Raw genomic sequence first — 26,702 nt, forward strand, 5'->3', positions numbered from 1 at the left:
TATAATAAAATGACCAACAATGTAAGAGGTGGATGAATGAAAATAAATCTTCCCCAAGACCAACTGGATCGGCTCAAGGAAATAAAAGAAAATCAAGAAAAGGTCTCGAATGATTGGATCGATTACTGGTTTGATTATTCAGCTTTCGACACTTGGCAATTTTGGGTAAATGCCAGTTTTATCATAGTTCCATTAATTGTTCTGTATTTTTTGATCGATAAAAAAAGAGTATTTTTATTAGGTTTCTATGGATTTAATATCCATGTTTGGATGGCCTACACGGATGCAATAAGTACGAGATATAACTTCTTTGAATATCCATATAAAGCAATTCCTTTTTTACCTATCCATGTTGGAATTGACACATCTTTAGTACCAGTGTTATTTATTTTATTGTATCAATGGATACTAAATAATAAGAAAAATTTTTATCTTTACAATTTTGAATTAATCGTGTTTTTATCATTTATATTTAAGCCAATACTTGTTTCCCATCACCTCTTTCATTTGAAAAATGGCGCTAATTATTTTTATATCTTTGTGTTATATATAGTCGTAGTCCTAGTATCAAGAGCGATCACAAATGTGTTCCTGCATCTAAATTCTAAGGCTAAAGTGAATGAATCCCACTAGAAGACCTGTAAAAAGCACTCTTAAATTGCTTTTTTCGTTGAGAAGATTTTTAACGTCAAATGTTATATATAAGTAAAGAAAACAACTTCTATTTATCCCCCTAAGCCAATTTTCCATCCCAGCATCTGTCCAGTTGTCCCTTATCTCAAATAGTGCTAAAATAAAGGGTAGACAATAAGTTTTGTTACAAAGTAAATGATCTTTCACTCTAAATACAGAGGAGCGTATTACATGCTTGGAATTTTGAATAAGGTGTTTGATTTTAACAAACGTGCGTTAAATCGTTATGAAAAGATGGCTGATCAGATTGATGCATTAAGCGGCCAAATGAGCGGCTTATCTGATGAGGCTTTAAAAGCAAAAACAGAAGAATTTAAAGATCGTGTGGCGAAAGGTACTTCGCTTGATGATTTATTAATAGAAGCGTTTGCTGTTGTTCGTGAAGCAGCGAAGCGTGTGCTTGGTTTATATCCATATAAGGTTCAGCTTATGGGGGGTATTTCCTTACATGAAGGAAATATTTCTGAGATGAAAACAGGGGAAGGGAAAACCTTAACTTCCACTATGCCTGTTTATTTAAATGCGCTTTCTGGTGAAGGTGTTCATGTTGTCACAGTCAATGAATACTTAGCAAGCCGTGATGCTCATGAGATGGGACAGTTATTTGAATTTTTAGGTCTAACAGTAGGTCTTAACTTAAATTCATTAAGTAAAGATGAAAAACGTGAAGCCTATGCGGCAGATATTACGTATTCTACGAATAATGAATTAGGTTTCGATTACTTGCGTGATAATATGGTTCTTTATCGTGAACAAATGGTGCAGCGTCCGCTTAATTTTGCTGTAATCGATGAGGTTGACTCGATCTTAGTCGATGAAGCGAGAACACCGCTTATTATTTCTGGTCAGGCAGCAAAATCAACTAAGCTATATATTCAAGCAAATGGCTTTGTTCGTCAGCTTAAACAGGAAGAGGACTTCACATATGATGTGAAAACAAAGGCTGTTCAGCTAACAGAAGATGGAATGACAAAGGCTGAAAAGGCGTTCGGCATTGAAAATCTTTATGATATTTCACATGTAGCCCTTCTTCATCATATTAACCAAGCGTTAAAAGCGCAGTTCGTTATGCAAAAAGATGTGGACTATGTCGTTGATGAAGGACAAGTTGTCATTGTTGACTCGTTCACAGGCCGTTTAATGAAGGGGCGTCGCTATAGTGATGGTCTTCACCAAGCAATTGAGGCAAAAGAAGGTCTTGAAATTCAAAACGAAAGCATGACATTGGCAACTATTACATTCCAGAACTACTTCCGTATGTACAAAAAGCTGTCTGGTATGACAGGTACAGCGAAAACTGAGGAAGAAGAGTTCCGTAATATTTACAATATGCAAGTCGTCGCGATTCCAACGAACAGACCGATTGCTCGTGATGACAGAGCAGACTTAGTTTACCGTTCAATGGAAGGGAAGTTCCGTGCGGTTGTAGAAGAAGTAAAGCAGCGCTATGACTTAGGTCAGCCGGTTCTTGTTGGGACAGTTGCGGTTGAAACATCTGAATTAATTTCCCAGCTGTTAAAGAAAAAAGGTGTTCCTCATCATGTGTTGAATGCGAAAAACCATGAAAAAGAAGCGGAAATCATTGAAAATGCAGGTCAGCGAGGAGCGGTCACAATCGCTACAAACATGGCTGGTCGTGGGACAGATATCAAGCTTGGTGAAGGTGTTCGCGAGCTTGGCGGATTAGCGGTCATTGGGACAGAGCGTCATGAATCACGCCGTATTGATAATCAGCTTCGTGGACGTTCAGGTCGTCAAGGTGACCCGGGTATTACACAATTCTATCTCTCAATGGAAGATGAATTAATGCGTCGCTTCGGATCTGAAAACATGATGAATATGATGGATCGCCTTGGAATGGATGACACGCAGCCAATCCAAAGTAAAATCGTATCTCGTGCCGTTGAATCAGCTCAAAAACGCGTAGAAGGAAATAACTTTGATGCACGTAAACAACTTCTGCAATATGACGATGTTCTTCGTCAGCAACGTGAAGTTATTTACAAGCAACGCTTCGAGGTTCTTGATTCTGACAATCTTCGCTCAATTGTTGAGAAAATGCTTAAATCAACAATTGAGCGTGCTGTTGCCATGTATACTCCTAAAGAAGAGGTTGAGGAAGATTGGAATCTAGAAGGCATTATTGACTATATGAATGCCAATATTCTTCAAGAGGATGAGCTAACAATCGGTGATCTTCGCCGCAAAGAGCCTGAAGAAATGGTCGAGCTCATCTATAACAAAGCAATTGCACACTACGATACGAAGGAAGAAGAATTCGGTCAAGAACAAATGCGCGAATTCGAAAAAGTTATCCTTCTTCGTGCGGTTGATACGAAATGGATGGATCATATTGATGCGATGGATCAGCTTCGTCAAGGTATCCATTTACGTGCATACGGTCAAAACGACCCGCTGCGTGAATACCAAATGGAAGGCTTCGCGATGTTTGAGAACATGATCGCATCTATTGAAGAAGATGTAGCGAAATACATCATGAAAGCTCAAATCCGCAACAATCTTGAGCGTCAAGAGGTTGCACAAGGTCAAACTGCTGTTCACCCTAAAGAAGGTGACGAAGCACCGAAAAAGAAACCAGCTCGTAAAGTGGTCGAAATCGGCCGCAATGACCCTTGCCTATGCGGAAGCGGAAAAAAATACAAAAACTGCTGCGGACAATAACTAGCTTTTAGTAGCTTGCACAGTATATAATAAACAATTATTGAGGAAGAGAGAGGTTTTATAGCCTCTCTCTTGTTTGCGAGATTATAGCAGTTATAAATATTATTTCAAAGGTTACGATGTAAGTAGCACTTAGTTGATGGAGCGGAAGGTGCGAGACTCCTGCTTAGAAATGCGGAAGCGACTGTTCAGCCCCGACCAGCATAAGACGCTCTTGAATAGAAGACGTTTTTTGTCTTCAATTCAAGAGTGGCTTATGACCTCGAGGGACTAGGCGCTGGAGCAAGACAAGGGAGAGGCTCACCGCCTCGCCCACGGAAAGCGAATGCCTGGAGTGGAAATCAACGGCCAATTTAAAGAGACCCAAATTAATAAATGGAGTGAACAAAATGGAACTAGTAGAAATTCGACAAGAGCTTGAAAAAACAGCTAAACGTTTAGCGGACTTTAGGGGGTCTCTTTGACCTCGATATCAAAGAAGCACGTATTCAACAGCTTGAAGCACAAATGACTGCCCCAGACTTCTGGGACAACCAAAATGCAGCTCAAGCCATTATTAACGAAACAAATGCCTTAAAAGAAATGGTGGACCAATTCCACAATCTAAATGAATCATACGAAAACCTTCAATTAACATACGAACTCGTAAAAGAAGAAGAAGATGAAGATCTGCAAGGTGAACTAGTGTCTGAACTAAAAGAACTTGTTTCCCAACTAAACGACTTTGAGCTTCAATTATTACTAAGTGAACAGCATGATAAGAACAATGCAATCTTAGAGCTTCACCCAGGTGCTGGCGGGACTGAATCTCAAGACTGGGGTTCAATGCTTCTTCGTATGTACACTCGTTGGGCAGAGAAAAAAGGCTTTAAGGTAGAAACGCTTGATTATTTACCAGGTGACGAAGCGGGAATCAAGAGTGTAACCCTTCTTATTAAAGGCCATAATGCATACGGCTATTTAAAAGCAGAAAAAGGGGTTCACCGTTTAGTACGTATTTCTCCATTCGATTCATCAGGCCGTCGCCATACTTCATTCGTTTCATGTGAAGTGATGCCGGAATTTAATGAAGAAATCGACATTGAAATCCGTACAGAGGATTTAAAAATTGACACGTACCGTGCAAGTGGAGCCGGTGGACAGCACATCAATACGACTGACTCTGCCGTTCGTATTACACATACGCCAACAGGCATTGTTGTGACATGTCAAACGGAACGTTCACAAATTAAAAACCGTGAACGTGCCATGAAAATGCTTCAAGCAAAGCTTTATCAAAAACGTATTGAAGAGCAAGAAGCAGAATTAGCGGAAATCCGCGGGGAACAAAAGGACATCGGCTGGGGAAGCCAAATCCGTTCATACGTATTCCACCCGTACTCAATGGTAAAAGACCACCGAACAAACACAGAAATCGGCAACGTTCATGCGGTCATGGATGGAGAACTTGATCCATTTATCGACGCCTTTTTACGTTCAAAGCTTTCATAATATAAAAACGGAAAATCACACTGATCATGCACTAAAGTCGGTGTGATTTTTCAATTTTATCTATTTTTTATTTCAATAAAAAACATGTCATAACAGTAGATAAAATGGCAAGACAATCGAATTTCAAAAACGGATAAAAGATTATTTATTCTTGAAAAGCGAATAGATGAATACCTTTTGTTTCCTATTGTTTCCTATATAAATTCAATAACCCCTTCAAACGTTGCAAAACCGCTGTTTTTTTTATTTTGTCAAAAATGACATTCCTTCAAATAAACATTCTTCCGTGTAATTTTCCCTCCTCTAGCCAACACTATACATAACTTCTTTACCTCATTACCACGTTATCTAGCTGTTATTCACATAGAAAAAGTCAGGTGCTATACTCATTTAGGATTAATGGCTATGTGAATAGGGAGGAAAATAGTTTGAACATGAGAAGAAGAAACATCGATAATCCTAAAATGGAGAAAATCCTTGAGTATATATACATATTCGTTGGTTCATCACTAGTGGCAATTGGATTTAACTTATTTTTACTGCCGAATCGTGTTGCATCAGGCGGGGTTAGTGGGATCAGTACAATCTTTGATGCCACCTTTGGATTTGAGCCTGCTTATGTGCAATGGGCTTTTAATATTCCTTTATTTATTGCAGGTGTCGTGCTTTTAGGTAAACAATTTGGGTTCAAAACTCTAATCGGAACAATGTTTGTTCCGTTCATTGTATACCTTACAAGAAATTGGGAGCCTGCAACGACGGATCCGCTGCTCGGATCTTTATTTGGCGGAATTTGTATCGGACTTGGCCTTGGAATTGTGTTTCGTGGAAAAGCTTCAACAGGTGGTACAGACCTTGCGGCACAAATTATTCATAAGTATACAGGTTTATCGCTTGGTACCTGTGTTGCGTTAATCGATGGATTAATCGTTTTGTCAGCTGCCTTTGTCTTTGATATTGAACGAGGGCTATATGCGTTAATTGGATTATATGTGACAAGCAAAACGATTGATATTGTTCAAATTGGCTGGGGACGCTCGAAAATGACGATGATTATTACAAATAAGCAACAGGAAGTTCAGGATGCGATTTTTCATGAAATTGATCGTGGTGTGACAAGGCTTGCGGCACACGGAGGCTTCACAAATAATGAACGTCCAGTATTAATGTGTGTGGTTGACCAAACAGAATTCACAAAATTGAAACAAATCGTCAGACATATCGATCCACATGCTTTTGTCACCGTAACCGATGCATCAGAAGTGTTAGGTGAGGGTTTCAAACGAGTATAGTTAGGTTATAATATCCTTGGATTGGAATTTCTACCATATAAGTAAGAGCAAGGAGTGGCTGTAATGAAAACAAAATTAATAGCAATATTATTCGGTTCAGCTCTTGTTTTAAGTGCTTGTGGAGGTACTGAGCAACCGGCAGATGAAGCTGGTGACACAACAACTGAAGGCGGTTCAACACAAGAAACAGCTGGAAGCGCTGAAGAAATCGTTCAGCAAAGCTGTATCGGTTGTCATGGACGTGAACTTGAAGGAGGATCAGGTCCTAACTTACAAGAGGTTGGCGCAAAATATAGCCAAGAGGAAATCAAAAACATCATTATTAATGGACAAGGCGGCATGCCAAAGGGATTATTAAATGATGCAGATGCTGAGGTTGTAGCGTCTTGGTTAGCTGAGAAAAAGTAATGAAGGGATAGCCTTAATAGGTTATCTTTTTTAGTTTCAATTAAAAAACTTTTTTAAAATTATGGTAATCTGCCTCCAAAAAAACCCCTATATTTCAACATTTCGACTGTTCTTCACAAAGATGAAATAAAAATGTAACATAATTTAGTCTATATTTGCCGAAATTTGATGGTATAATTATTTTTGTAGTTTTTAGAGCCAAGGAGTTTCTGTGTCTATCTTGTCGACATTTATCGACATCCATTGACATGGTTACAAAAAAACAACTTTAGGTGGTTTTTTTATGATTGAAATGTCAGAAGTATATAAAACGTATCCAAATGGTGTTTTAGCCATAAATGGTATAGATATTAAAATTAATCAAGGCGAATTTGTTTATGTGGTCGGACCTAGTGGTGCAGGGAAATCAACATTTATCAAAATGATGTACCGTGAGGAAAAGCCTTCAAGCGGAAAAATTATCATTAATGGTGTTGATCTGTCAACCTTGAAAGAATCAAAGGTACCGATGTTAAGACGACAAATCGGTGTTGTCTTCCAGGACTTTAAATTATTATCGAAACTAACAGTCTTTGAAAATGTTGCATTCGCATTAGAGGTTATTGGTGAAAACCCGAAAAATATAAAAAAGAGAGTACTAGATGTTCTAGATTTAGTTCAGCTTAAACATAAAGCTAGATTTTTCCCTGACGAGTTGTCAGGAGGGGAACAGCAGCGTGTTTCCATTGCCCGTTCGATTGTGAACAACCCGGCAGTTATGATTGCAGATGAGCCAACAGGAAACCTTGACCCTGATACATCATGGGAAATTATGCATCTATTTGAAGAAATAAATAATCGTGGCACAACCATATTGATGGCAACTCATAATAAAGAGATTGTAAATACATTGAAGAAACGTGTTATTGCTATTGAGGATGGAAAAATTGTGCGTGACGAAGCAAGAGGGGAGTACGGTATATATGATTAATACTCTTGGCCGTCATCTACGTGAAAGTTTAAAAAGCTTAGCAAGAAATACATGGATGACATTCGCATCCATAAGTGCGGTTACAGTTACATTAATTTTAGTTGGAACATTCCTTGTGATCATGATGAACCTTAATCATGTGGCATCTAATTTAGAAAAAGATGTTGAAATTCGTGTTTTAATCGATGTTACAGCTGATGAGAAAGCACAACAAACACTGAAAAGTGAGATTGAAAAAATTAGTCAGGTCGATTCCATCGTTTTCTCACCTAAGGAAAAAGAATTGGATAACTTAGTTGAGAGTTTGGGAGAAGAAGGGAAATCCTTCGAATTGTTTGAGCAAAACAATCCATTAAATGATGTGTTTGTTGTAAAGGCAAAAAATCCGCGTGATACAGCTGCAGTAGCGGAACAAATCTCAAGCTTGGATAACGCGTCAAAAGTACGTTATGGACAAGATCAGGTTGATAAATTATTCGATGCTATTTCAGTTGCTCGAAACATTGGAATAGGGCTGATTATCGGATTAATTTTCACGGCTATGTTCTTAATTTCAAATACAATTAAAATAACCATTATTGCTCGTAAGCGTGAAATCGAAATTATGAGATTAGTAGGGGCAACAAATGGTTTCATTCGCTGGCCATTCTTCCTTGAAGGACTGCTGTTAGGTGTATTCGGTGCAGTGATTCCGATTGCATTAATTAGCGTAAGTTATCAATCATTGTACACATGGGCACTTCCTAAGCTGCAAGGATCGTTTGTAGAAGTTCTTCCATTAAGCCCGTTTGTGTTCCAAATTTCAGCCATTTTACTGTTAATTGGTGCGTTGATCGGTGTTTGGGGAAGTTTAATGTCTGTTCGTAAATTCTTAAAAGTGTAAACTAGCAATCTTATGATTGCTAGTTTACTAGCTTTTATTCTTATTCTAAAGAAAGTACATAACGCAGGGGAGGATACATAATGAAAAGAAAGCTAGTTGCATATAGCTTGGCTGCTGTAGTTGGGACAAGCGGGTTGTTACTTCCATATAACCTCGCCTTCGCTGAAACACTACAGGAAAAGAAACAGGAAATTGAAAAGAAACAATCAGATGTGTCATCAAGCTTAAGTGAAAAAGAAAATGAGGTCAATAACCTTAAAAATCAACAGGCTAATATAGATTCAGAAATTCAAAAAATTGATACACAGTTTGCAGAAACAAATGAAAAAATTAGAGAACAAGAAGAAAAAATAAAAGAAACTCAAAAGCAAATCGAAGAGCTAAAGGCAAAAATTGCTGAAGTTAAGGCCCGAATTGAAGAGCGTAATAAGCTGCTTGAAGATCGAGCTCGTGCACTTCAAGAATCAGGTGGAATGGTTAGCTATTTAGATGTGCTTCTAGGTGCTCAGGACTTTGGAGACTTTGTTGGTCGCGTTAGTGCTGTTACAACGATTGTAGAGGCAGATCGTGAAATTATTAAAGCACATGAAGCTGATAAACAGCTTTTAGAGCAATCAGAGGCAGATCTAAATAGTAAGCTAAAGGAATTAGAGAAAGCTTTAACACAGCTTGAAACTCTTAAACAGCAATTAGCAGGTCAAAAGAAGAAAAAAGAAGAACTAATGGCACAGGTTTTACAGCAACATGATGAAGCGATTCATGAAATGCATGAATTAGAAGATGAAGCGGCTTTCCTTGAAGAACAAAAACGTGCGGTTGAAGCAGAAGAAAAACGCCAACAAGAAGAAGCAGCAAGAGCAGCTGCAGAAGCTAAGAGAAAAGCAGAGGCAGCGGCTGCCGCAGCAGCTAAATCATCAAGCTCTTCCAGCTCTTCATCATCATCGAGCTCAAGCAGCAGCAGCAGTACTGCATCATCTCAAAAACCGGCTGTAACAAGCGGTTCGTTCATGTGGCCAGCATCAGGCACATTCACATCAGGATATGGATACCGTGAACATCCAGTTACTGGCGGAAGAAAATTACATGCTGGAATTGATATTGCCAACAGTGCAGATGTGCCTGTGGTCGCAGCGGCAAGTGGAACGGTTATCCGTGCACACTATTCTAGCAGCTATGGAAATGTCGTTTATATTTCACATAAAATAAATGGACAAGTTTACACAACAGTCTATGCTCATCAAGAGAGACTGATGGTAAGTGCCGGCCAATCGGTATCAAAAGGCCAGCAAATTGGAATCATGGGGAACACAGGACGTTCAACAGGGCAGCATTTACACTTTGAAATCCATAAAGGCGGATGGAACGGATCTTCTAGTTCTGTAAATCCATTAGACTATTTACCATAAACATACCCGAATGAAAACCTTCTAAAACAAACTGTTTTGGAAGGTTTTTTTATATACCGGAGAGAAAGGTTTTTCATAGGGTGAATAAAGGCCGAAATGAGTGAGAATGAGGAGGAAAAGGTTCTTTTGCCAAAAGCATTACCTTATCAAACTTTTGACCATATAAATTGAGTCCGTCTTGCCTAACTCAAATAACAATAATAAGTACAACCCCAAGATTGCCTTACATGATTTGGCCAAGCTTGTCATATACTAAGATAGTCTAAATAAAAACGGTATGACATAACCTGGCGACGTTGGAAATAGGAGGTAAACGATGAATCAGAAAATCACAGCACTACTAATAACCCTTGCCTTAATAGTTGGCGCAGGTGGAATGTATGTAGGATTAGAATTAACAGAAGACAAACCAGCAGAAGAGGTTGAAGCGATCCCAACCTTCGGAAATGTTTTTCAAGCAGAGGAACAAACCAAAGAAATTGAAGGGTTTGAAAAGTTTCAGCAAGCTCTTGAGTTAATTTCGACTAAATATGTCGAAGAAGTGGATCAGGAAGAGCTATTAGAAGGTGCGATACAGGGCATGCTTTCTACATTGGATGACCCTTATTCTGTGTATATGGATAAAGAAACGGCAAAGCAATTCTCACAGTCGCTTGATTCATCTTTCGAAGGAATCGGAGCAGAAGTTGGGATGAATAATGGCAAAGTAACAATTGTCTCTCCTTTTAAAGGATCACCGGCTGAAAAGGCAGGTCTTCAACCAAATGATCAAATTATTAGTATTAACGGTGAAAATGTCGAGGGATTAGACCTTCATGAAACGGTATTAAAAATTCGAGGGAAAAAAGGGACGAAGGTTGCGATCGAAGTGCTTCGACCAAATTCCAGGGAAAAACTAACCTTTGATGTTGTTCGCGATGAGATTCCACTTGAAACGGTGTTTGGTTCAACGAAGGAGTATCAAGGAAAAAAGGTTGGATATATTGAGATTACGTCCTTCTCTGAAAACACAGCAGAAGATTTTAAAAACACATTAACAAAGCTTGAAAAAGAGAATATTGAAGGGCTTGTTTTAGATGTCCGCGGAAATCCTGGCGGCTACTTACAAAGTGTCGAAGAGATTTTGAAGCAATTTGTCACAAAGGATCATCCATACATTCAGATTGAGGAACGAGATGGCAATAAAAAACGCTATTTCTCAAATCTCTCCAAGAAAAAAGAGTATCCAGTAACTGTCTTGATTGATAAGGGAAGTGCTTCAGCATCAGAAATTCTTGCCGGTGCTTTAAAAGAAGCGTCAGGCTATGATATCGTTGGGGTTACTTCTTTTGGAAAAGGAACCGTTCAACAAGCAGTTCCGATGGGGGATGGAAGTAATATAAAATTAACTCTATATAAATGGCTCACACCGGAAGGAAATTGGATCCACAAAAAAGGAGTCGAGCCGACTATAAAAGTAGAGCAACCAGAGTTATATCAAACAAGTCCACTTCAAATTGAAGAAACATTAGTACCTGATATGAACAATGAACAGGTCAAAACGGCTCAAATTGCTCTAAAAGGATTAGGATTTGAACCGGAAAGAGAAGATGGTTACTTTAGTAAAGGAACGGAAACAGCCGTCAAAGCTTTCCAACAAACAAATGAACTGCCTATTACAGGGAAGATTGACCAGCAAACGGCTAATACTCTTAATCAAAAAGTGATCGAGCAAAGAGGAAAAGAAGAAAATGATGTTCAACTGAAGATGGCGATTAAAGCCCTTTTTAAATAAACATAATGATAAGAACTGACGGCTGTCGGTTCTTATTTTTTAGTTAAGGACGTAAAAGTCAAGGTGTTTCCGAAAGTATATAATAGATGATTTTCGTCGTAGTCGGGGAAATTGGGAGGTTTTATGTTATGAGAAATTCAAGCTTTCAAAAGGAGCAGGTTTATCAAGAGATTTATACACAATTAATCGAAAGCAGCTCGGAACAGCCGTTTCATTCGAGCCCAAGTAAGCCGATTCGCCTTTTTAGCATGTATATTGCGAACTACACTCAAATAAAAAAGGTCGAACAGATTGATGAGAACTGTATAAAAGAGTATTTTCAATATTTACTAAAAAATCATAAACGCCTGTCACTTTCACTGAGCGATATTAAAAAATCAATGAAAGTGATTGTTGACTTACTAGGTATGGAAGATGATCAAAGCTTTAGTGATTTTTCCCTTTCTAACAGCAGTCTTTGGGAGAACTTAAAATAAGCATACTCAATTACACCATGAGGTGGTAAAATATGAGTAACCTAGTAGAAACGGGTAGAAACAGTAAGGTGGGATTCTGTTTTGATTGAAAATTGGTTACTAGAGTTGCTGTGGGCAATTGGTCGTTTTTTTATCCATCCGCTATTTTATTTATTTTTACTCATTTCATTGCTGTACGGCATGCTTCGTATCAAGCGTGAGCGAAAGTCTTTTCACATTCGTGTTCAAGACGTATATGATGAAATGAAGTTTACGTATACAAAGGGACTTTTGATGGGGCTATTTGTCTCCATTGTGTTGTTTGCGCTCGGCCTAAGCCTTCCATTTGGAACAGTTGTCATTTTGGCAGTCATAACCGCGCTATTGGGCTTAACGCTTCAGCTCCGATGGTTGTCTGCTGCTTTTACAATAGGGCTTACGTTATTGGCCGTTGCTTTCATCCCAGATCGGTTTGATTCTTTTTTTGTGGGCTTTTCCGGGACAAGCCTTGCTTCTCTTAGTATTTTAGCTGGACTATTGCTTGTTGCTGAAGGAATCTTAGTGATGCGTACAGCACACGAGAAAACGTCTCCGTTTATCAAAATGAGTACAAGAGGGTTGCCGATTGGTTCACATCAGGCAAATCGAACGTGGATGCTGCCGCTACTCCTCCTTGTTCCAGGCGGGGACCTCACATCATCTCTTGCCTGGTGGCCGGTCTTATCCATTCACGGTGAACCGTTCTTATTATTGGTGATTCCCTTTTTCTTAGGGTTTAGTCAACGAGTTCAAGGCTCTTTGCCAAGAGAAAGTATAAAGATTACGGGACAGCGCGTTTTGTGGCTTGGTGTGCTTACTCTAGCTATTGCTGTCGGAAGTATTTGGTGGACACCACTATCGTTTGCGGCCATTATCGTCGGGATGCTAGGTCGTGAATTCATTACGATTCGCCAACGAATGAACGATGACTCAGCTGCCTTTTATTTCTCAAAACGTGATCACGGTTTAATGGTATTAGGCATTTTGCCACAATCACCTGCGGAAAGGATGAACCTTGTTGTAGGGGAGGTCATCATGAAGGTAAACGGATATTCTGTTCACACCGTTGATGAGTTCTATCAAGCACTTCAGAAAAATCGAGCATTCTGCAAGCTGGAAGTGATTGGCCTAAATGGAGAAATTCGCTTTGCACAGCGCGCATTATATGATGGAGAACATCATGAATTAGGCATTTTATTTGTACAAGATCACAAGAAATGGGAAAATGAAGCGGTTTAACTGTCATTTTTCATAATTAACCGGAATATTAATAGTTAATTTATGTAAAGAGACCTTAGTTGTTTGGTCTCTTATTTTTTTGTTTCTATAAAAAATGTTGGGTTTTAGCAAAACTTGAAGAAAAAAGAGTCCGATATCATCCATTCTTTTGTACTCGAGTTGTCGAGAAACTAGTATTGAGTGGAGATAGGATTTATAAGAAGAGTCAAGAAATTTCTAAAGAATCTGTTAAATATGATTTAGACATAATTTACATAGTGAAAATGCTTCACTTCGTTAATATCACAACTTTTAAACTATATCAAAACTAAATCAATCATGATATCGTTAATTTGTAAAATGACTGGAAAAAGGAGTAATGTAAATGATTACAAAGCAACATGGTATTCAATCTATCGAAGAACGTCTAAATCCAAATGAAGCGGTTCAAAGCAGTGTTCTTGCTTATTATAAAATGGAAAGTGGAGTATCAGGTTTGGTAGGAGTGCCAAATAGTCATAGTGTTCCTTTTAGAGGAGTATTAGCATTAACTGATTCTAGATTATTATTTTACGGGGAGTTAACAAAGAAGACACCAGTGTTTTTAGAAATAAATCTAACCTCAATTAAAAAGATAGATGAAAAGAAAATACCTTTCGCATTATTAAAGAGTATTCCGGGGTTCATTGTAACCCATGATGAAAAAGATATCTTTACGACACAGGGAAACTTAGATGAATTTGCAAACCTAAAATCATTTTTTGAACAAGTTAAAAATCAGATAAATCAATAATTTATAATCATGCACTTTTGTTAGTTTGAAAAAGTAGATTTGTCAAAATTAGTTTTAAAAGTGCATTTGTTACTGAGTACTTAAAGTCATTATTAGAGCCCCTAATATGGAGTCATATCTTTGCTGAGAAGTAATGGTATGGCTTTTTATTTTATATAATTTTCTTCATATTCAATAGCTGAGGCCATGTCATGATCATTTTCAAGGAAAGGGTAAGGGGGTGCTCCTCAGCGTAGGAGCCCTATCTATAAATTAGAATAAGATAAGTGGCAAATATTGAGTCTGGTAGGTAGCCGTTTACTCTGATCCCTTTTGTTGAGTGTCCGGCCATTTTCTCAACCGACTACGCCATTTCCAAAGGAGAAAAATAGCGATCGTACAACACAATATAATTAAGATGAACATCAAAAAATGTTCTATCCAAGAAAAAATAAGCTGCCATTGATTACCGAACACATATCCGATACCGATAAATACGGATACCCATAAAGCTGCCCCTGTATAGGCATATAAAGCAAAGGTCCGATATGGAACTTGAATGATGCCTGCAAAGTAGCTATTGAACTGTCTGACCCCGGGCATGAAGAATCCAAATAGAAGCATTTTGTCCCCATATTTCTCATAAGCTATTCTTGTTTTCTTTAAATATTTAGGCTTCAAAAACAAATATTTCCCGTATTTTTCGATCAGTGGCATACCTAACTTGTTTCCAATCCAATATGTAGTCGTTATCCCTATTATCGTTCCAAAAAGCGCCGCAGCTAGGGATGGTAGAAGATCGAGAACATTTTTGTAGGATAAATATCCGGTATATGCAAGTGTCGAGTTTCCAGGCGGTATCGGAAAAGCAATTAATTCCATGGGCAGACCAACCAGCAATACTAAATATCCATATTGAGCAAACAAATCTTCAACGACTTCCATAAACTCTCCCCATTCCTGCCTCATGCTTCATTCATTTGTTTTATAGAGATAGACAAATTATCAATGTCTATAGTAAGTCACATAATATTATGGTTTGTTAACTTTTAGACTTTATACAAAAATAGTGTATTTAGGGCGTTTTTCTATTTTTCGAGAGGTATTATGATACAAAAGAGCTTTTGTAAAGTAGAGATTAACAAAGTGTAAAAACTATGAAGGGTTTTTAATTTCTTGTAAAGCGTCATGTTTCGACAATTAGTGTCAAATACCTATTTAAACCTTATTAAATCTTCATTCTTATGACAATTTTCGAGTTTTATTCGACTTTTTCCTTAAAAAACGTGGTGAAATGGAATTTATCTCCGTGATTTTTGTGCCAATTTTCCTGAATTCCCAGATTTACAAAGTTAATAATCTCTTTCAATAGTAGCTTAATATTCTAAAAATAAAATTAATTGTAAAGTTACTAAATAATAAAGAATAAAAGGGAGCGGTTTTATAAATGGATCGTCGTAAATTTTTAACGTATATGGGTAGTGGAACAGCAGCATTAGTTGCTGCATCATCAGGAATTGGGATTTTAGCACCCAAGGCTAGTGCTGCAACAGCGAATCACTTAATGGATGGACAACCTAGCGGCAAGGGTAAACCTTTTACTGCACCTTTTAAACCAATTGGACGTACATGGGAAAATGAATTAGTTCTTCCAAATGGTTATCACTATAACATTATTGCTTCTTATGGAGATGTTATCAACTCTAAAGGAGAAATATTTGGGGATGCTGCTGATTTAACAGTTTATTTTCCAATTGATAGTTTAGAAGGTGGAAATAATTCAGAAGAAGGCTTAATTTGGGTAAACCATGAATTCCCTGAGCCGGAAAACTATATGGATATGTTAGGAATAAACAAATCTACTTATAAAAAAGAAAATCTTACACAATATCCAGAGCTGCTAAAATTACAAAAAGAAGCAGTTGGCGGATCTGTGATTCATGTAAAGAAAGAAAAGGACGGATGGAAATTAGTCAAATCTGATCAATATAATCGCCGTGTCGATGGGACAACACCTATTCAATTAACTGGTCCTGCAGCTGGAAGCAGTGCGGTTAAGGGAGCAAAAACAGTTGAAGGATCACTTGGAAACTGCAGCGGCGGACGTACGCTTTGGAATACTGCCCTTTCATGTGAGGAAAATACGGAATATGGTGATGATTACGGCTGGCCAAACTTTACAGATGAGCACTATGGCTGGGTAATGGAAGTAGACCCGTTTAATCCGGATGCACCTGTACGCAAGCATACTGCTCTTGGCCGTTTTGCCCATGAAAATGCTGCAATGGGACAAACAAAAGATGGACGAGTTGTTGTGTATATGGGTGATGATTCACGTGGTGAAAGTTTTTATAAATTCGTAAGTGATAAGAAATTTAATCCAAATAACCGTGAAGCAAATTTTGATATTTTAGAAAAAGGAACATTATATGTTGCGGACCTTTCTAAACAAACATGGATTGCACTGGATTATGCAACTAATGAAAAACTTCAACAAGAATTTGGAAGCCAGGCAGAAGTATTAACAAATGCTCGCCAGGCAAGCCGTGTTGTAGGTGCAACCCCATTAGACCGTCCTGAGGATGTTGAAATTCACCCGCATGACGGAAGTGTATTCTTAGCATTAACAAATAACTCTAATCACGGAAATTTCCATGGCCAAATCATTCGTTTTATGCCTGCTGACGGTGACCATGCTAGCGAAAAGTTCACATTTGAAGTGTTTGTAGCCGGTGGTCAGCAAAGCGGTATCACTTGCCCTGATAACCTTCACTTTGATAGCAAAGGAAATCTATGGGTAGTAGAAGACTTTGGCGCTACGGAAGATAACGTATATGCAGAATATAAAAACTGTGGTGTGTTCATGATCCCGACAGATGGTAAAAATTACGGAGAACCATTCCAATTTGCTTCAGGTCCTAAAGGTTGTGAAGTGACAGGTCCTTGGTTAACACCAGATGAACGTACATTATTCTTAGATGTTCAACATCCTGAAACTTGGAATCCATACCCTGGTAAAAGCTTTGGGCGTTCTTGTTTAGTAGCGGTTCAAGGCGGACCATTTAAGTAATAATGATCATTTTGCAGAAAAAATGAATGTTCATTAGGATGCTCTCTTCAAAAAAAGGACTCTCAACCTATTTTAGTGAGGGAATCCTTTTTTTGAAACAGTCATTGTTTATAAACACAGGGGGAATTTTCATGATCGTTGTGTGTAAAAAACATGTGAACAAAGGATTGAAAATGATATTTCTTCCGCACGTACAGCCAATCTCTAAGGAAAATACGCTATCGGGGCACTTTAAATGTCAAGTCTGTGCTCAGAATGCAGATTTTAAATTATATAATTTTCAATCTAATCGAAAGCAAGTTGCTCAAGAAGCGATTTAAAAGGAGGAAATAAGTTGTTACAAAATATTGGGATCCCTGGTTTAATTCTTATTCTTGTCATCGCGTTAGTTATTTTTGGGCCTAAAAAACTCCCGGAAATTGGTCGGGCTTTCGGTACAACATTAAAGGAATTTAAAAAATCAACACGTGAATTAGTTTCAGATGAGGAAACGGAAGAACAAAAGAATAAGCAGGTAGAGGATCAATCTAGTACAAAAGAGAAAACGAGCAAACCAAAAGCAATTTAACAAAAATATGACTTATCCCGATCTTAACGGACAGTAAGCTCCCCGCCTCAGGCTTTACAAAGAAGAAAGGTGGGGGATAACTGCCCGGCAAGGTCCGATTCGTTTAACTAACCATCAGTGGGGGATAAAGAAAACCCCACTGATGAAAGTTTCACTTTATGAGATGTAGGTAGAAAATCTAACTTGCATCTTTTTTTTCTTGGAGGTGTTTCTTAATGGAAAACAGAGAAATGAATCTTATTGATCATTTAAGTGAGATGAGAAAACGATTAATCATTATTCTGGGCAGCTTCACCCTTTTTTTAATTATTTCCTTTATTTATGTTAAGGAGATTTATGATTGGATTGTTCAAGATTCATCCATTAAGCTTGCTATATTAGGTCCAAGTGACATCATCTGGGTGTATTTAACGCTGGCAGCCGTTGTAGCGATTGCAGGAACAATCCCGGTAGCTGCTCACCAGATCTGGCTTTTTGTAAAGCCGGCATTATCATCAACCGAGAGAAAGGTAACATTAGCCTATATTCCTGCTTTATTTATTCTGTTCATAGTTGGAATTAGTTTTGGTTACTTTGTTATTTTCCCAATCGTTTTTGACTTTTTGCTTTCATTAACGGGTGATATGTTTATGTCATTTTTCACCGCGGAAAAATACTTCCGATTTATGATTCATATTACATTGCCATTTGGATTTTTATTTGAATTACCAGTTATTATTATGTTTTTAACTAGTCTTGGTATATTAGATCCATACCGCCTGCAAAAAATGCGCAGATATTCTTATTTTGGACTGATCGTTACAGCTGTTTTAATCACACCGCCAGATTTTGTTTCAGATGTGATCGTAGTCATACCACTGCTGTTCCTATATGAATGCAGCGTGTTATTATCAAAAGTCGTTTACCGCAGAAAACAAAAACAGGAATTAGCATTTGAATCATAAGAAAGGCTTAACGTAGGTTAAGCCTTATTCTTAATTGGTCTATCGTATTTTTAAATATTTATGGAAACATAGAATGGTAGAAAATAATATGTTTGATAGGGGGTCTAGGTCTCTTATTTTTTATATCAAAGACAATTATTGGATAAACAGTTGGTCATATAAAATAAATTCTTTCACATCCCTTTTCAATCATGTATGATATCTTTCATAAACAATAGTTAGGAGGAACATCAAATGTTAAAAGAATTTAAGGAATTTGCGATGAGAGGCAATGTCATTGACTTAGCTGTCGGGGTCGTTATAGGTGCAGCTTTTGGCAAGATTGTTTCATCGCTAGTAAATGATATCATTACGCCGTTAATAGGATTATTAATGGGTGGTATTAATGTTTCTAATCTGCAAATTAAAGTTGGAGAAGCTGCCGTAAAGTATGGATTGTTTATTCAGGCAGTTATTGATTTTATCATTGTTGCCTTTGCTATTTTCTTGTTTGTTAAATTAATTAACAGATTCAAGAAAAAAGAAGAAATAAAAGAGGAAGCAACAGCACCAACATTATCTAAAGAAGAAGAGTTATTAACTGATATTCGTGATTTGTTAAGAGCTGAATCACAAAGAGAAAGAGGATAATCATCTAGTTAAAGTTATTTGATCCGGTCAAGGTGCGTTTATTTAAAATAAAACGTGCCTTTTATATATATTTGCTTCATTTCATAGGACATGTATAAACAAAGTAGATATATCTAATAATAAATAAGATTTCTTTGTTGAATATATAAGTGAATTATTATATAGTAATATACGAATGAAGTTTGGGGGTATGACATGATGGATTCTACAATTGAAATAGAGAAAGCTGCAACACTTTTAAAGCTATTAGGTGATAAAACTCGTTTAACGATGGTAAAAATGTTAGATAGTCATGATTGTTGTGTTTGTGAGTTTGTGGAAATCTTTAAGGCTAGTCAGCCTGCTATAAGTCAACATCTGCGTAAATTAAAAGATGCAGGAATTGTTAAGGAAGCAAGAAGAGGGCAGTGGATAATCTATTCTCTTAATAAAAATAGTGAGGACTATCCATTTGTTCAAAACTTACTTCAACACCTTCCAAATCAAGATTATCGCATACAGGAATTACAAGAACAAGGACTTCGCATTTCATGTGAATAATGGAGGGTTAATTACAAATGGTTTCAGTCATTTTAGCGTCAGTGATCTTTCTCCTTACACTTACACTAGTCATATGGCAGCCGAAAGGACTTTCAATCGGTTGGTCTGCTTGTGGTGGAGCATTACTAGCTTTACTTGTAGGTGTAGTAGATTTTAAAGATGTGATTGATGTAACATCAATAGTTTGGAACGCAACATTAGCGTTTATTGCCATTATCATTATTTCGCTTATTTTAGATGAGATTGGCTTTTTTGAATGGTCAGCTCTGCATATGGCTAGAGCGGCTAAAGGAAACGGAATTAAAATGTTCATTTATGTCAGTATTCTTGGTGCCATTGTTGCTGCATTTTTCGCAAATGATGGAGCTGCGTTAATCCTTACACCAATTGTATTGGCAATGGTAAGAAATTTAAACTTTAGTGAAAAAATGGTCTTTCCCTTTATTATTGCCAGTGGATTCATTGCAGATACAACCTCACTTCCATTGGTGGTTAGTAACTTAGTGAATATTGTTTCTGCCGACTTTTTTGGGATTGGGTTTGTTGAATTCGCAACAAGAATGATCATTCCGAACTTTTTCTCACTAGCTGCAAGTATTTTGGTTTTATTTCTCTTTTTCCGTAAGAGCATTCCAGGAAATTATGATTTATCTCAATTAAAAAAGCCTGTTGAGGCCATCCGTGATGAAAAAATGTTCAGATTGTCTTGGGTTGTTTTGGGAATATTACTTGTTGGATATTTCGCCAGCGAATTTATTGGAATTCCAGTTTCCATTATCGCAGGAATTGTAGCGATTTTCTTTTTATTCATGGCGAAAAGAAGCGCAGCGGTTAACACAAGAACCGTTATAAAAGGTGCACCTTGGGCCATCGTCTTTTTCTCAATTGGGATGTACGTTGTTGTTTACAGTTTAAGAAATGTTGGGTTAACAAATGTGTTAGCTGACGTCATACAAGTAACAGCAGACCAAGGTTTATTTGCAGCAACGGTTGGAATGGGCTTTATTGCAGCTATTTTATCGTCCATTATGAATAACATGCCAACTGTTATGATTGATGCCCTTGCCATTTCTGATACAACGACAACCGGTGTGATAAGAGAAGCATTGATTTACGCAAATGTGATCGGTTCTGATTTAGGACCTAAAATCACACCAATTGGCTCATTAGCTACATTATTGTGGCTTCATGTTCTATCCTTAAAAGGTGTGAAAATCTCTTGGGGAACTTACTTTAAAACAGGAATTATTTTAACCATCCCAACATTGTTTATTACCCTTGTTGGTTTATATATTTGGTTACTTATCATCCATTAATCTAACTTAAAAGGAGCAATGACCATGTCTAAAAAAACAATTTATTTCTTATGTACTGGAAACTCTTGCAGAAGCCAAATGGCAGAAGGATGGGCGAAAAAACATTTAGGTGATGAGTGGGAAGTAAAAAGTGCCGGACTAGAAGCACACGGGTTAAATCCTAATGCAGTAAAAGCGATGAAAGAGGCTGGAATTGATATTTCAAATCAAACTTCAGATGTCATTGATCCGGAAATTCTAAATAATGCTGATTTAATCGTCACACTATGCGGACATGCTGCAGACAATTGTCCTGTGACACCTCCTCATATCAAACGTGTGCACTGGGGCTTTGATGACCCGGCAAAAGCTGAGGGAACAGATGAGGAAAAATGGGCATTCTTCCAGCGTGTTCGTGATGAAATCGGCGAAAGAATTGAACGTTTCGCGAAAACTGGAGAATAATGAGAAAAACCTGGCTTTTACCCAAGTCCTAATGGCAAAAGCCTAATATTTAATACTTTCTGATAGTATAAAAAGATGAAAGCCGTGAGATATCCTCTCGGCTTTCCCTTTACCGAATGTATAAGTAAATTCTTATATCTTAATGAAGGGAACGATAACATATGAAAGTTGAAATATTTGATCCAGCAATGTGTTGTTCAACAGGTGTATGTGGACCAAGTGTTGATCCTGAATTAACTCGTATAGCATCAGCTGTTTACTCACTAGAAAAAAAGGGATATAACATAAAGCGATATAACTTAGCAGATGAGCCAGGTGTTTTTGCTGAGAATAGTGAAATGACTCAAATCCTTAGCGAAAAAGGACCAGATGCTCTTCCGGTAACATTCGTTGATAACCAAATGAAGAAAGTTGGGGAATATCCAACAAATGAAGAACTTTCTGAATGGTTTGGTGTAAAGCAAGATGAATTAAAAGAAAAGCCTAAGACGAAATTATCGATTGAGCTAAAACAACTGTAATTCGTGGGAAGAGGGGATAGAATGTATCAGCCTTTTAATCCGAAGAATATTGATACACCATATATATTCTATACTGGCAAAGGCGGAGTAGGTAAAACCTCTGCTGCGTGTGCGACAGCTGTAGCATTAGCTGATGCAGGCAAAAAGGTATTACTTGTGAGTACAGATCCGGCTTCTAATTTACAGGATGTTTTAGAGGTTGAATTGACCAATGTACCAAAAGTGATTCCAACCGTACCCAATCTTTATGCATGTAATTTAGATCCGGAAGAAGCAGCGAAAAATTATCGGGAAAAAGTAGTGGGTCCTTATCGCGGTAAATTTCCTGATTCTGTCATTGCAACAATGGAAGAGCAATTATCAGGTGCTTGTACAGTGGAGATTGCAGCTTTTGATGAATTTACAAGTTTATTAGCAAATGAATCCACTATAAATAATTATGATCATATCATTTTTGATACTGCACCAACAGGACATACGTTAAGACTTTTACAACTTCCAACAGCGTGGAGCGGATTTTTAGAAGAAAGTACACATGGTGCTTCCTGTTTAGGTCCACTGTCTGGTTTAGAAAAAAAGAAGAGTTTGTATTCAAAAACAGTCCAAGCTCTGTCAGACTCAACTAAAACAACACTATGTTTAGTATCAAGGCCTGAAGTATCTTCTATAAATGAGGCTAATAGAGCATCAGTTGAGTTAAAGGGGATTGGAATAAATAATCAAATACTCATTATGAATGGGTTATTAAAATCCTATGTTTCAGATGATCAAGTATCATCAGCATTCTATCATCGTCAGCAGCATGCATTGAAATCTATCCCTGCTAAACTGAAACAGGTACCGGTTTATTCACTGCCATTTGTCTCTTATTCTTTAACGGGGATCGAGAATCTTCGTTATATATTTAAACAATTTACCTTGCCTAAATCAAATATTGAAGCTAATTTAGAGCCGGATCTCTCATTAAATGAACTACATGATCTTGTTCATGATTTGTCAGAATCAAACAAAAGAATTATTTTTACGATGGGAAAAGGCGGAGTAGGGAAAACAACCGTTGCCTCAGCCATTGCAGTTGGTCTTGTTGAAAGGGGACATAAAGTGCATTTGACTACAACTGATCCTGCCTCTCATTTACATCATATGTTTGGTAAGAGCAGATTAAATAAACACCTGACGATTAGCTCGATTAATCCTGCTGAGGAAGTTGAAAAATATAAGAATGAAGTTCTATCAAAAGCTAGTAAAGAACTTGATGAAGAGAGTATTGCTTACTTACAGGAAGACTTAAATTCACCTTGTACAGAGGAAATTGCAGTTTTTCGAGCTTTTGCCGAAGTTGTGGCAAAGTCAGAGGAGGAAATTGTTGTAATTGATACAGCACCGACTGGACATACATTATTGTTGTTAGATTCAGCACAGAATTACCATAAAGAACTTAGTCGTTCTACCGGAGAAGTACCTGAAAGTGTAGGCAGGCTACTTCCAAGGTTAAGGAATCCTGAAGAAACAAGTGTTGTCATTGTTACGTTAGCTGAGACAACACCGGTTTTAGAAGCAGGAAGACTTCAGCAAGACTTAAAACGTGCTGAAATTCAACCAGTATGGTGGGTAATTAATCAAAGTTTATATGCAACTAAAACAAAAGATCCAATCTTAATGGGAAGAGCTGCTTCCGAAAAAAAGTGGATTGATAAGGTCAACAAGGAGTTGGCATTTCGTTCTGTCATCATTCCTTGGTTTAGTGAAGAAAAGATAGGATATGATGAAATGAAAGAGTTTGCAGGAGTATAACAATTTTTGGAGCAATGGAATAGGAGGAATTAATATGACAACAAAGAATTATCATGAATTATTAAAAGATCGAATTTATATCGGTGGTGCAGATGATATCCATGATGTGATGAAAAATGAAAAGGTAGATATAGCATTTGATCTAAGAGCAGAGGCACCAAAAGAAGAATCACCATATAATCGTGTGCATAGTCCAATTGAGGATGACGCTGATCAACAGGATGTTTCGGTAAAGAAGTCGATTGATCATGTAGTAAATGCGTATAAAGAAGGGAAAAATGTGTATTTTCACTGCCAAGGAGGAAGTAACCGTACAGGTACTGTCGCAATGGGAACACTTTTGGCATTAGGTGAAGCTAAAACAATTGAGGAAGCAGAAGAGATCGCAAAGGCTGCAAGACCAAAGATTAATGTCAAACCAGAGATGAAAGAAGCGTTAAAAAGAATCTATCCAAATGCATAAGGAAACATTAGGGGGGACGTAATGAACATAACTGATGGAGCGAAAGAACTGTTAGAAAACTTTCTAAATGAAAAAGGTGCAGATGGAATACGGCTTACATCTGTTGCAGGATGCTGCGGACCTCAGTTTACAATTTCTTTAGATCAACCTGAGGAATCTGATACGGTAAAAACCATTAATGGGATCAAAGTTGCTATTGATTCACAAATACCTGCGATTAATGAGTTAACTTTAGATAGAGAAGAGAATGGATTAGTATTGTTAGGGGCAAGCAACTGTTGTTAATGATCTAATAAATGAAAGCCGTGAGATATCTCACGGCTTCATGTAAGAAACGTTGAACTGCTTGTCATTTAACTTCTGCAGAAAATTTAACCACAGAAAAACCGCACCTCCCATTGTTAGATGGTGCCTAACAATGGGGGTGCAGTTCACAGTGATGAGGTTTTTTAGGATTATTTACCCTTTTTCACAAGCTGGATCGCTTCTTTTGATACATAGAATTTGCCATTGCTTTGAACTGTCACAGTGTTTAGATCAAATTCTTTTCCATTCATGATTAAGATATTCTTGTTTGCAGGGATTTCAACTTCTGTTTTTCCTTTATTCACAACTAAAACCGGGTTATTTGCATCTGTAGAATCTACATTTACATCTGCTCCAATTTCTTCGAAAGCAACTTCCGCATCCACGAATACTTGGTTATCTAATTTGTCTAATTCGAAGCCCAATGTTTTTGCAACAGTATGCGCAATGTCAGTATTCTCAACAAGACCTACTGGTTTTCCTGGACCATATGAGTACAGGAATAAATCTTCCCCAGTGTGACCGCCTGTAGTAAAGCCGAGGTTTGCACGATTGGCAAGTAATTGGACAAGTGTTTTACCTAAATCTGTTGATTCTTGAATAGCTTTCGTTTCTTCTTGTGTAGGATTGTCAATTCCATATAACGCTGCAACCTCTAATACGTTTGAATTATCTGGTTTAAGTTGCTTTAACGCTCCTTCAAGTGTCATTTCTGCCTTTTTGAGCGGGTCAATATAAGCAGAAACAGGTGTTGAAGGGTATGATCCGTTTGTATTTTGATTTCCGATTGAGATTCCGCTGTTTCCGTGGTCAGAAACGGCAATAACCATTGTATTTTTATCTTTTTTAGCAAAATCTAGTGCTTCTTTAACAGCTGCATCAAATGCAAGGGTATCACTGATCATTCCAATCGGATCATTTGCATGAGCAGCCCAGTCAGGTTTACTTCCTTCAACAAATAGGAAGAATCCTTCTTTATCCTTTGAAAGAGTTGAAATTGCTTTGTTTGTCATTTCAGCAAGTGTTGGCTCATTTGGATTTGTTTGTGCACGATCAAGGTCATATGCTAGTGCAGATGGTGCGAATGAACCCCATAGTTTACTAGATTTCGAATTTAATAGCTCATCACGTGTCTCAACAAGGTCATAGCCATTATCTTCAATGACTTCTACTAAGTTTTCACCATCTTTACGATTTTCAGCTAATAAAGATTTTTTACCGCCGCCTAAGACAACATCCATATCTTGATATACTTGTTGTTCAGCAATATTGTCGTAATCACTTCTGTGTGCTGCATGAGAAGAAAATGCAGCTGGTGTTGCGTGTTGAATTTCAGAAGTTGAGATAATTCCGGTTGCCTTACCACTTAATTTTGCACCTTCTAGTACGTTTGCAACTGGTTTGTAAGGATTATCTGCTAGAGAAGGATCGACTCCAGGAGAGTTCACTTTTTCCGGAAGTACTCCAACAAATTTATCATTTGATTTATTACCTGTTGCAAGTGCTGTTCCTGCTGGTGCTGAATCAGTAATTGCAGACTCAGCTGAGTAAGTACGGACTCCTCCAGTTAAAATTTCGTCCATCGCAAGTGGTTCTCCTTTATACCATCTAGCAAGAGTTGTTGTAGTAGAGCTAACTCCATCCATGACAAGGACAATAACGTTTTTGGCTTGTTGAGAATCTTTTTTTGCTTCTACCTTCTCGTTTGTTGAAGAGAGTCCTAGTGAACCGAGTGCAAGAGTACCCGCAAGAGTCATTCCAATGACCTTTTTGTTAAATTTCATTTATTCTTCCTCCAATATTTATTGTTAATTTAGTAGTTTGAAAGGTGCGAGAAATATACTTAATCTAGTAATTCTATTTACTCCTTAGCAAACTATCTTATAATCATTTACTTATGTAAGTATATATTTACAGAGTTAACTGAATGTTAAGGGAATGTAAAATATGATTGATAGGACAAAAATGATATTTTTATCCTATATATTCCGAGGGGGTAGTTCCATAATCATGCAATAATCTA

26 protein-coding genes are annotated in these 26,702 nt (G+C 37.5%); 24 read left to right on the plus strand and 2 right to left on the minus strand.

Going from position 1 to position 26,702, the window contains the following annotated elements:
* Positions 1-36: 36 nt before the first annotated feature.
* The 12 genes from AC4GZ8_RS13345 (at position 37) to AC4GZ8_RS13400 (ending at position 14,104) form a co-directional block, all read left to right on the plus strand.
* Positions 37-633 carry a CBO0543 family protein gene (locus tag AC4GZ8_RS13345; protein WP_491082361.1) on the plus strand — a complete coding sequence of 199 codons (597 nt, stop codon included), beginning with the start codon at positions 37-39 and terminating at the stop codon, positions 631-633.
* 231 nt (positions 634-864) lie between these two features.
* Positions 865-3,375 (plus strand): preprotein translocase subunit SecA, encoded by a 2,511-nt coding sequence (gene secA / locus AC4GZ8_RS13350; RefSeq protein WP_491082362.1) that lies wholly within the window; start codon positions 865-867, stop codon positions 3,373-3,375.
* 389 nt (positions 3,376-3,764) lie between these two features.
* A protein-coding gene (gene prfB, locus AC4GZ8_RS13355; RefSeq protein ID WP_491082363.1) for a peptide chain release factor 2 occupies positions 3,765-4,866 on the plus strand; the annotation gives its coding sequence in 2 pieces (ribosomal slippage) (positions 3,765-3,836 and positions 3,838-4,866; 1,101 coding nt in all).
* Between the two features lie 434 nt (positions 4,867-5,300).
* Positions 5,301-6,158: a YitT family protein gene (locus AC4GZ8_RS13360; RefSeq protein WP_491082514.1), complete on the plus strand. Its 858-nt coding sequence runs from the start codon at positions 5,301-5,303 to the stop codon at positions 6,156-6,158.
* A 63-nt stretch (positions 6,159-6,221) separates the two neighbouring features.
* The gene (gene cccB, locus AC4GZ8_RS13365) at positions 6,222-6,566 is read left to right on the plus strand and encodes a cytochrome c551 (protein ID WP_491082364.1); all 345 of its coding nucleotides are present in this window, start codon (positions 6,222-6,224) and stop codon (positions 6,564-6,566) included.
* Between the two features lie 283 nt (positions 6,567-6,849).
* Positions 6,850-7,536: a cell division ATP-binding protein FtsE gene (gene ftsE, locus AC4GZ8_RS13370; protein WP_491082365.1), complete on the plus strand. Its 687-nt coding sequence runs from the start codon at positions 6,850-6,852 to the stop codon at positions 7,534-7,536.
* Positions 7,529-8,419: a permease-like cell division protein FtsX gene (ftsX, locus tag AC4GZ8_RS13375; protein WP_491082367.1), complete on the plus strand. Its 891-nt coding sequence runs from the start codon at positions 7,529-7,531 to the stop codon at positions 8,417-8,419. The genes ftsE and ftsX overlap by 8 nt, the downstream gene beginning before the upstream one ends.
* An 80-nt stretch (positions 8,420-8,499) precedes the next feature.
* On the plus strand, positions 8,500-9,825 hold the full coding sequence (locus AC4GZ8_RS13380; RefSeq protein ID WP_491082368.1) for a murein hydrolase activator EnvC family protein: 1,326 nt from the start codon (positions 8,500-8,502) through the stop codon (positions 9,823-9,825).
* Between the two features lie 316 nt (positions 9,826-10,141).
* On the plus strand, positions 10,142-11,599 hold the full coding sequence (locus AC4GZ8_RS13385; protein WP_491082369.1) for a S41 family peptidase: 1,458 nt from the start codon (positions 10,142-10,144) through the stop codon (positions 11,597-11,599).
* Between the two features lie 128 nt (positions 11,600-11,727).
* Positions 11,728-12,075, plus strand: coding sequence for a swarming motility protein SwrAA (locus tag AC4GZ8_RS13390; RefSeq protein WP_491082370.1), 348 nt, complete (start codon positions 11,728-11,730; stop codon positions 12,073-12,075).
* 81 nt (positions 12,076-12,156) lie between these two features.
* The gene (locus AC4GZ8_RS13395; protein ID WP_491082372.1) at positions 12,157-13,332 is read left to right on the plus strand and encodes a PDZ domain-containing protein; all 1,176 of its coding nucleotides are present in this window, start codon (positions 12,157-12,159) and stop codon (positions 13,330-13,332) included.
* Between the two features lie 364 nt (positions 13,333-13,696).
* Positions 13,697-14,104, plus strand: coding sequence for a hypothetical protein (locus AC4GZ8_RS13400; RefSeq protein WP_491082373.1), 408 nt, complete (start codon positions 13,697-13,699; stop codon positions 14,102-14,104).
* Between the two features lie 297 nt (positions 14,105-14,401).
* Here the strand turns inward: AC4GZ8_RS13400 and AC4GZ8_RS13405 are convergent, their stop codons facing one another.
* Positions 14,402-15,028, minus strand: coding sequence for a DedA family protein (locus AC4GZ8_RS13405; RefSeq protein ID WP_491082374.1), 627 nt, complete (start codon positions 15,026-15,028; stop codon positions 14,402-14,404).
* A gap of 502 nt (positions 15,029-15,530) precedes the next feature.
* Here AC4GZ8_RS13405 and AC4GZ8_RS13410 point away from each other — a divergent pair.
* From AC4GZ8_RS13410 to AC4GZ8_RS13465, 12 genes are all read left to right on the plus strand, one after another.
* A complete protein-coding gene (locus AC4GZ8_RS13410; RefSeq protein ID WP_491082375.1) occupies positions 15,531-17,153 on the plus strand; it encodes a PhoX family protein in 1,623 nt (540 codons plus the stop codon).
* A gap of 131 nt (positions 17,154-17,284) precedes the next feature.
* Positions 17,285-17,473 (plus strand): hypothetical protein, encoded by a 189-nt coding sequence (locus tag AC4GZ8_RS13415; protein WP_491082376.1) that lies wholly within the window; start codon positions 17,285-17,287, stop codon positions 17,471-17,473.
* 14 nt (positions 17,474-17,487) lie between these two features.
* Positions 17,488-17,721, plus strand: coding sequence for a twin-arginine translocase TatA/TatE family subunit (locus AC4GZ8_RS13420; protein ID WP_491082378.1), 234 nt, complete (start codon positions 17,488-17,490; stop codon positions 17,719-17,721).
* A 215-nt stretch (positions 17,722-17,936) separates the two neighbouring features.
* Positions 17,937-18,665, plus strand: a complete 729-nt coding sequence (gene tatC / locus AC4GZ8_RS13425; protein ID WP_491082379.1) for a twin-arginine translocase subunit TatC — start codon at positions 17,937-17,939, stop codon at positions 18,663-18,665.
* A 234-nt stretch (positions 18,666-18,899) separates the two neighbouring features.
* Positions 18,900-19,295 (plus strand): large conductance mechanosensitive channel protein MscL, encoded by a 396-nt coding sequence (gene mscL, locus AC4GZ8_RS13430; protein ID WP_491082380.1) that lies wholly within the window; start codon positions 18,900-18,902, stop codon positions 19,293-19,295.
* A gap of 195 nt (positions 19,296-19,490) precedes the next feature.
* Positions 19,491-19,835 carry an ArsR/SmtB family transcription factor gene (locus AC4GZ8_RS13435; protein WP_491082381.1) on the plus strand — a complete coding sequence of 115 codons (345 nt, stop codon included), beginning with the start codon at positions 19,491-19,493 and terminating at the stop codon, positions 19,833-19,835.
* Positions 19,836-19,852: 17 nt separating this feature from the next.
* Positions 19,853-21,151 carry an arsenic transporter gene (locus AC4GZ8_RS13440; protein WP_491082382.1) on the plus strand — a complete coding sequence of 433 codons (1,299 nt, stop codon included), beginning with the start codon at positions 19,853-19,855 and terminating at the stop codon, positions 21,149-21,151.
* A gap of 24 nt (positions 21,152-21,175) precedes the next feature.
* On the plus strand, positions 21,176-21,595 hold the full coding sequence (gene arsC, locus AC4GZ8_RS13445; protein ID WP_491082383.1) for an arsenate reductase (thioredoxin): 420 nt from the start codon (positions 21,176-21,178) through the stop codon (positions 21,593-21,595).
* A 161-nt stretch (positions 21,596-21,756) separates the two neighbouring features.
* Complete coding sequence (gene arsD / locus AC4GZ8_RS13450) at positions 21,757-22,116, plus strand: arsenite efflux transporter metallochaperone ArsD (RefSeq protein ID WP_491082384.1); 360 nt, start codon at positions 21,757-21,759, stop codon at positions 22,114-22,116.
* Positions 22,117-22,137: 21 nt separating this feature from the next.
* Positions 22,138-23,910 (plus strand): arsenical pump-driving ATPase, encoded by a 1,773-nt coding sequence (gene arsA, locus AC4GZ8_RS13455; RefSeq protein WP_491082385.1) that lies wholly within the window; start codon positions 22,138-22,140, stop codon positions 23,908-23,910.
* A gap of 34 nt (positions 23,911-23,944) precedes the next feature.
* Positions 23,945-24,373, plus strand: coding sequence for a protein-tyrosine phosphatase family protein (locus AC4GZ8_RS13460; RefSeq protein WP_491082386.1), 429 nt, complete (start codon positions 23,945-23,947; stop codon positions 24,371-24,373).
* Positions 24,374-24,394: 21 nt separating this feature from the next.
* The gene (locus AC4GZ8_RS13465) at positions 24,395-24,658 is read left to right on the plus strand and encodes an adhesin (protein WP_491082387.1); all 264 of its coding nucleotides are present in this window, start codon (positions 24,395-24,397) and stop codon (positions 24,656-24,658) included.
* 170 nt (positions 24,659-24,828) lie between these two features.
* On the opposite strand, the gene AC4GZ8_RS13470 is transcribed toward AC4GZ8_RS13465, so the two are convergent.
* Positions 24,829-26,463, minus strand: coding sequence for an alkaline phosphatase (locus AC4GZ8_RS13470; RefSeq protein WP_491082388.1), 1,635 nt, complete (start codon positions 26,461-26,463; stop codon positions 24,829-24,831).
* Between the last annotated feature and the right edge of the window lie 239 nt (positions 26,464-26,702).

The sequence above is a fragment of the Metabacillus sp. RB-C-LZQ-3-1 genome (assembly GCF_058315175.1).

What these genes read in the sequence shown, in the direction of transcription:
- AC4GZ8_RS13345 (WP_491082361.1), top strand. Translation starts at nt 37, where the DNA reads ATGAAAATAAATCTTCCCCAAGACCAACTGGATCGGCTCAAGGAAATA.
- secA (WP_491082362.1), top strand. Translation starts at nt 865, where the DNA reads ATGCTTGGAATTTTGAATAAGGTGTTTGATTTTAACAAACGTGCGTTA.
- AC4GZ8_RS13360 (WP_491082514.1), top strand. Translation starts at nt 5,301, where the DNA reads ATGAGAAGAAGAAACATCGATAATCCTAAAATGGAGAAAATCCTTGAG.
- cccB (WP_491082364.1), top strand. Translation starts at nt 6,222, where the DNA reads ATGAAAACAAAATTAATAGCAATATTATTCGGTTCAGCTCTTGTTTTA.
- ftsE (WP_491082365.1), top strand. Translation starts at nt 6,850, where the DNA reads ATGATTGAAATGTCAGAAGTATATAAAACGTATCCAAATGGTGTTTTA.
- ftsX (WP_491082367.1), top strand. Translation starts at nt 7,529, where the DNA reads ATGATTAATACTCTTGGCCGTCATCTACGTGAAAGTTTAAAAAGCTTA.
- AC4GZ8_RS13380 (WP_491082368.1), top strand. Translation starts at nt 8,500, where the DNA reads ATGAAAAGAAAGCTAGTTGCATATAGCTTGGCTGCTGTAGTTGGGACA.
- AC4GZ8_RS13385 (WP_491082369.1), top strand. Translation starts at nt 10,142, where the DNA reads ATGAATCAGAAAATCACAGCACTACTAATAACCCTTGCCTTAATAGTT.
- AC4GZ8_RS13390 (WP_491082370.1), top strand. Translation starts at nt 11,728, where the DNA reads ATGAGAAATTCAAGCTTTCAAAAGGAGCAGGTTTATCAAGAGATTTAT.
- AC4GZ8_RS13400 (WP_491082373.1), top strand. Translation starts at nt 13,697, where the DNA reads ATGATTACAAAGCAACATGGTATTCAATCTATCGAAGAACGTCTAAAT.
- AC4GZ8_RS13405 (WP_491082374.1), bottom strand. Translation starts at nt 15,028, where the DNA reads ATGGAAGTCGTTGAAGATTTGTTTGCTCAATATGGATATTTAGTATTG.
- AC4GZ8_RS13410 (WP_491082375.1), top strand. Translation starts at nt 15,531, where the DNA reads ATGGATCGTCGTAAATTTTTAACGTATATGGGTAGTGGAACAGCAGCA.
- AC4GZ8_RS13415 (WP_491082376.1), top strand. Translation starts at nt 17,285, where the DNA reads ATGATCGTTGTGTGTAAAAAACATGTGAACAAAGGATTGAAAATGATA.
- tatC (WP_491082379.1), top strand. Translation starts at nt 17,937, where the DNA reads ATGGAAAACAGAGAAATGAATCTTATTGATCATTTAAGTGAGATGAGA.
- mscL (WP_491082380.1), top strand. Translation starts at nt 18,900, where the DNA reads ATGTTAAAAGAATTTAAGGAATTTGCGATGAGAGGCAATGTCATTGAC.
- AC4GZ8_RS13435 (WP_491082381.1), top strand. Translation starts at nt 19,491, where the DNA reads ATGATGGATTCTACAATTGAAATAGAGAAAGCTGCAACACTTTTAAAG.
- AC4GZ8_RS13440 (WP_491082382.1), top strand. Translation starts at nt 19,853, where the DNA reads ATGGTTTCAGTCATTTTAGCGTCAGTGATCTTTCTCCTTACACTTACA.
- arsC (WP_491082383.1), top strand. Translation starts at nt 21,176, where the DNA reads ATGTCTAAAAAAACAATTTATTTCTTATGTACTGGAAACTCTTGCAGA.
- arsD (WP_491082384.1), top strand. Translation starts at nt 21,757, where the DNA reads ATGAAAGTTGAAATATTTGATCCAGCAATGTGTTGTTCAACAGGTGTA.
- arsA (WP_491082385.1), top strand. Translation starts at nt 22,138, where the DNA reads ATGTATCAGCCTTTTAATCCGAAGAATATTGATACACCATATATATTC.
- AC4GZ8_RS13460 (WP_491082386.1), top strand. Translation starts at nt 23,945, where the DNA reads ATGACAACAAAGAATTATCATGAATTATTAAAAGATCGAATTTATATC.
- AC4GZ8_RS13465 (WP_491082387.1), top strand. Translation starts at nt 24,395, where the DNA reads ATGAACATAACTGATGGAGCGAAAGAACTGTTAGAAAACTTTCTAAAT.
- AC4GZ8_RS13470 (WP_491082388.1), bottom strand. Translation starts at nt 26,463, where the DNA reads ATGAAATTTAACAAAAAGGTCATTGGAATGACTCTTGCGGGTACTCTT.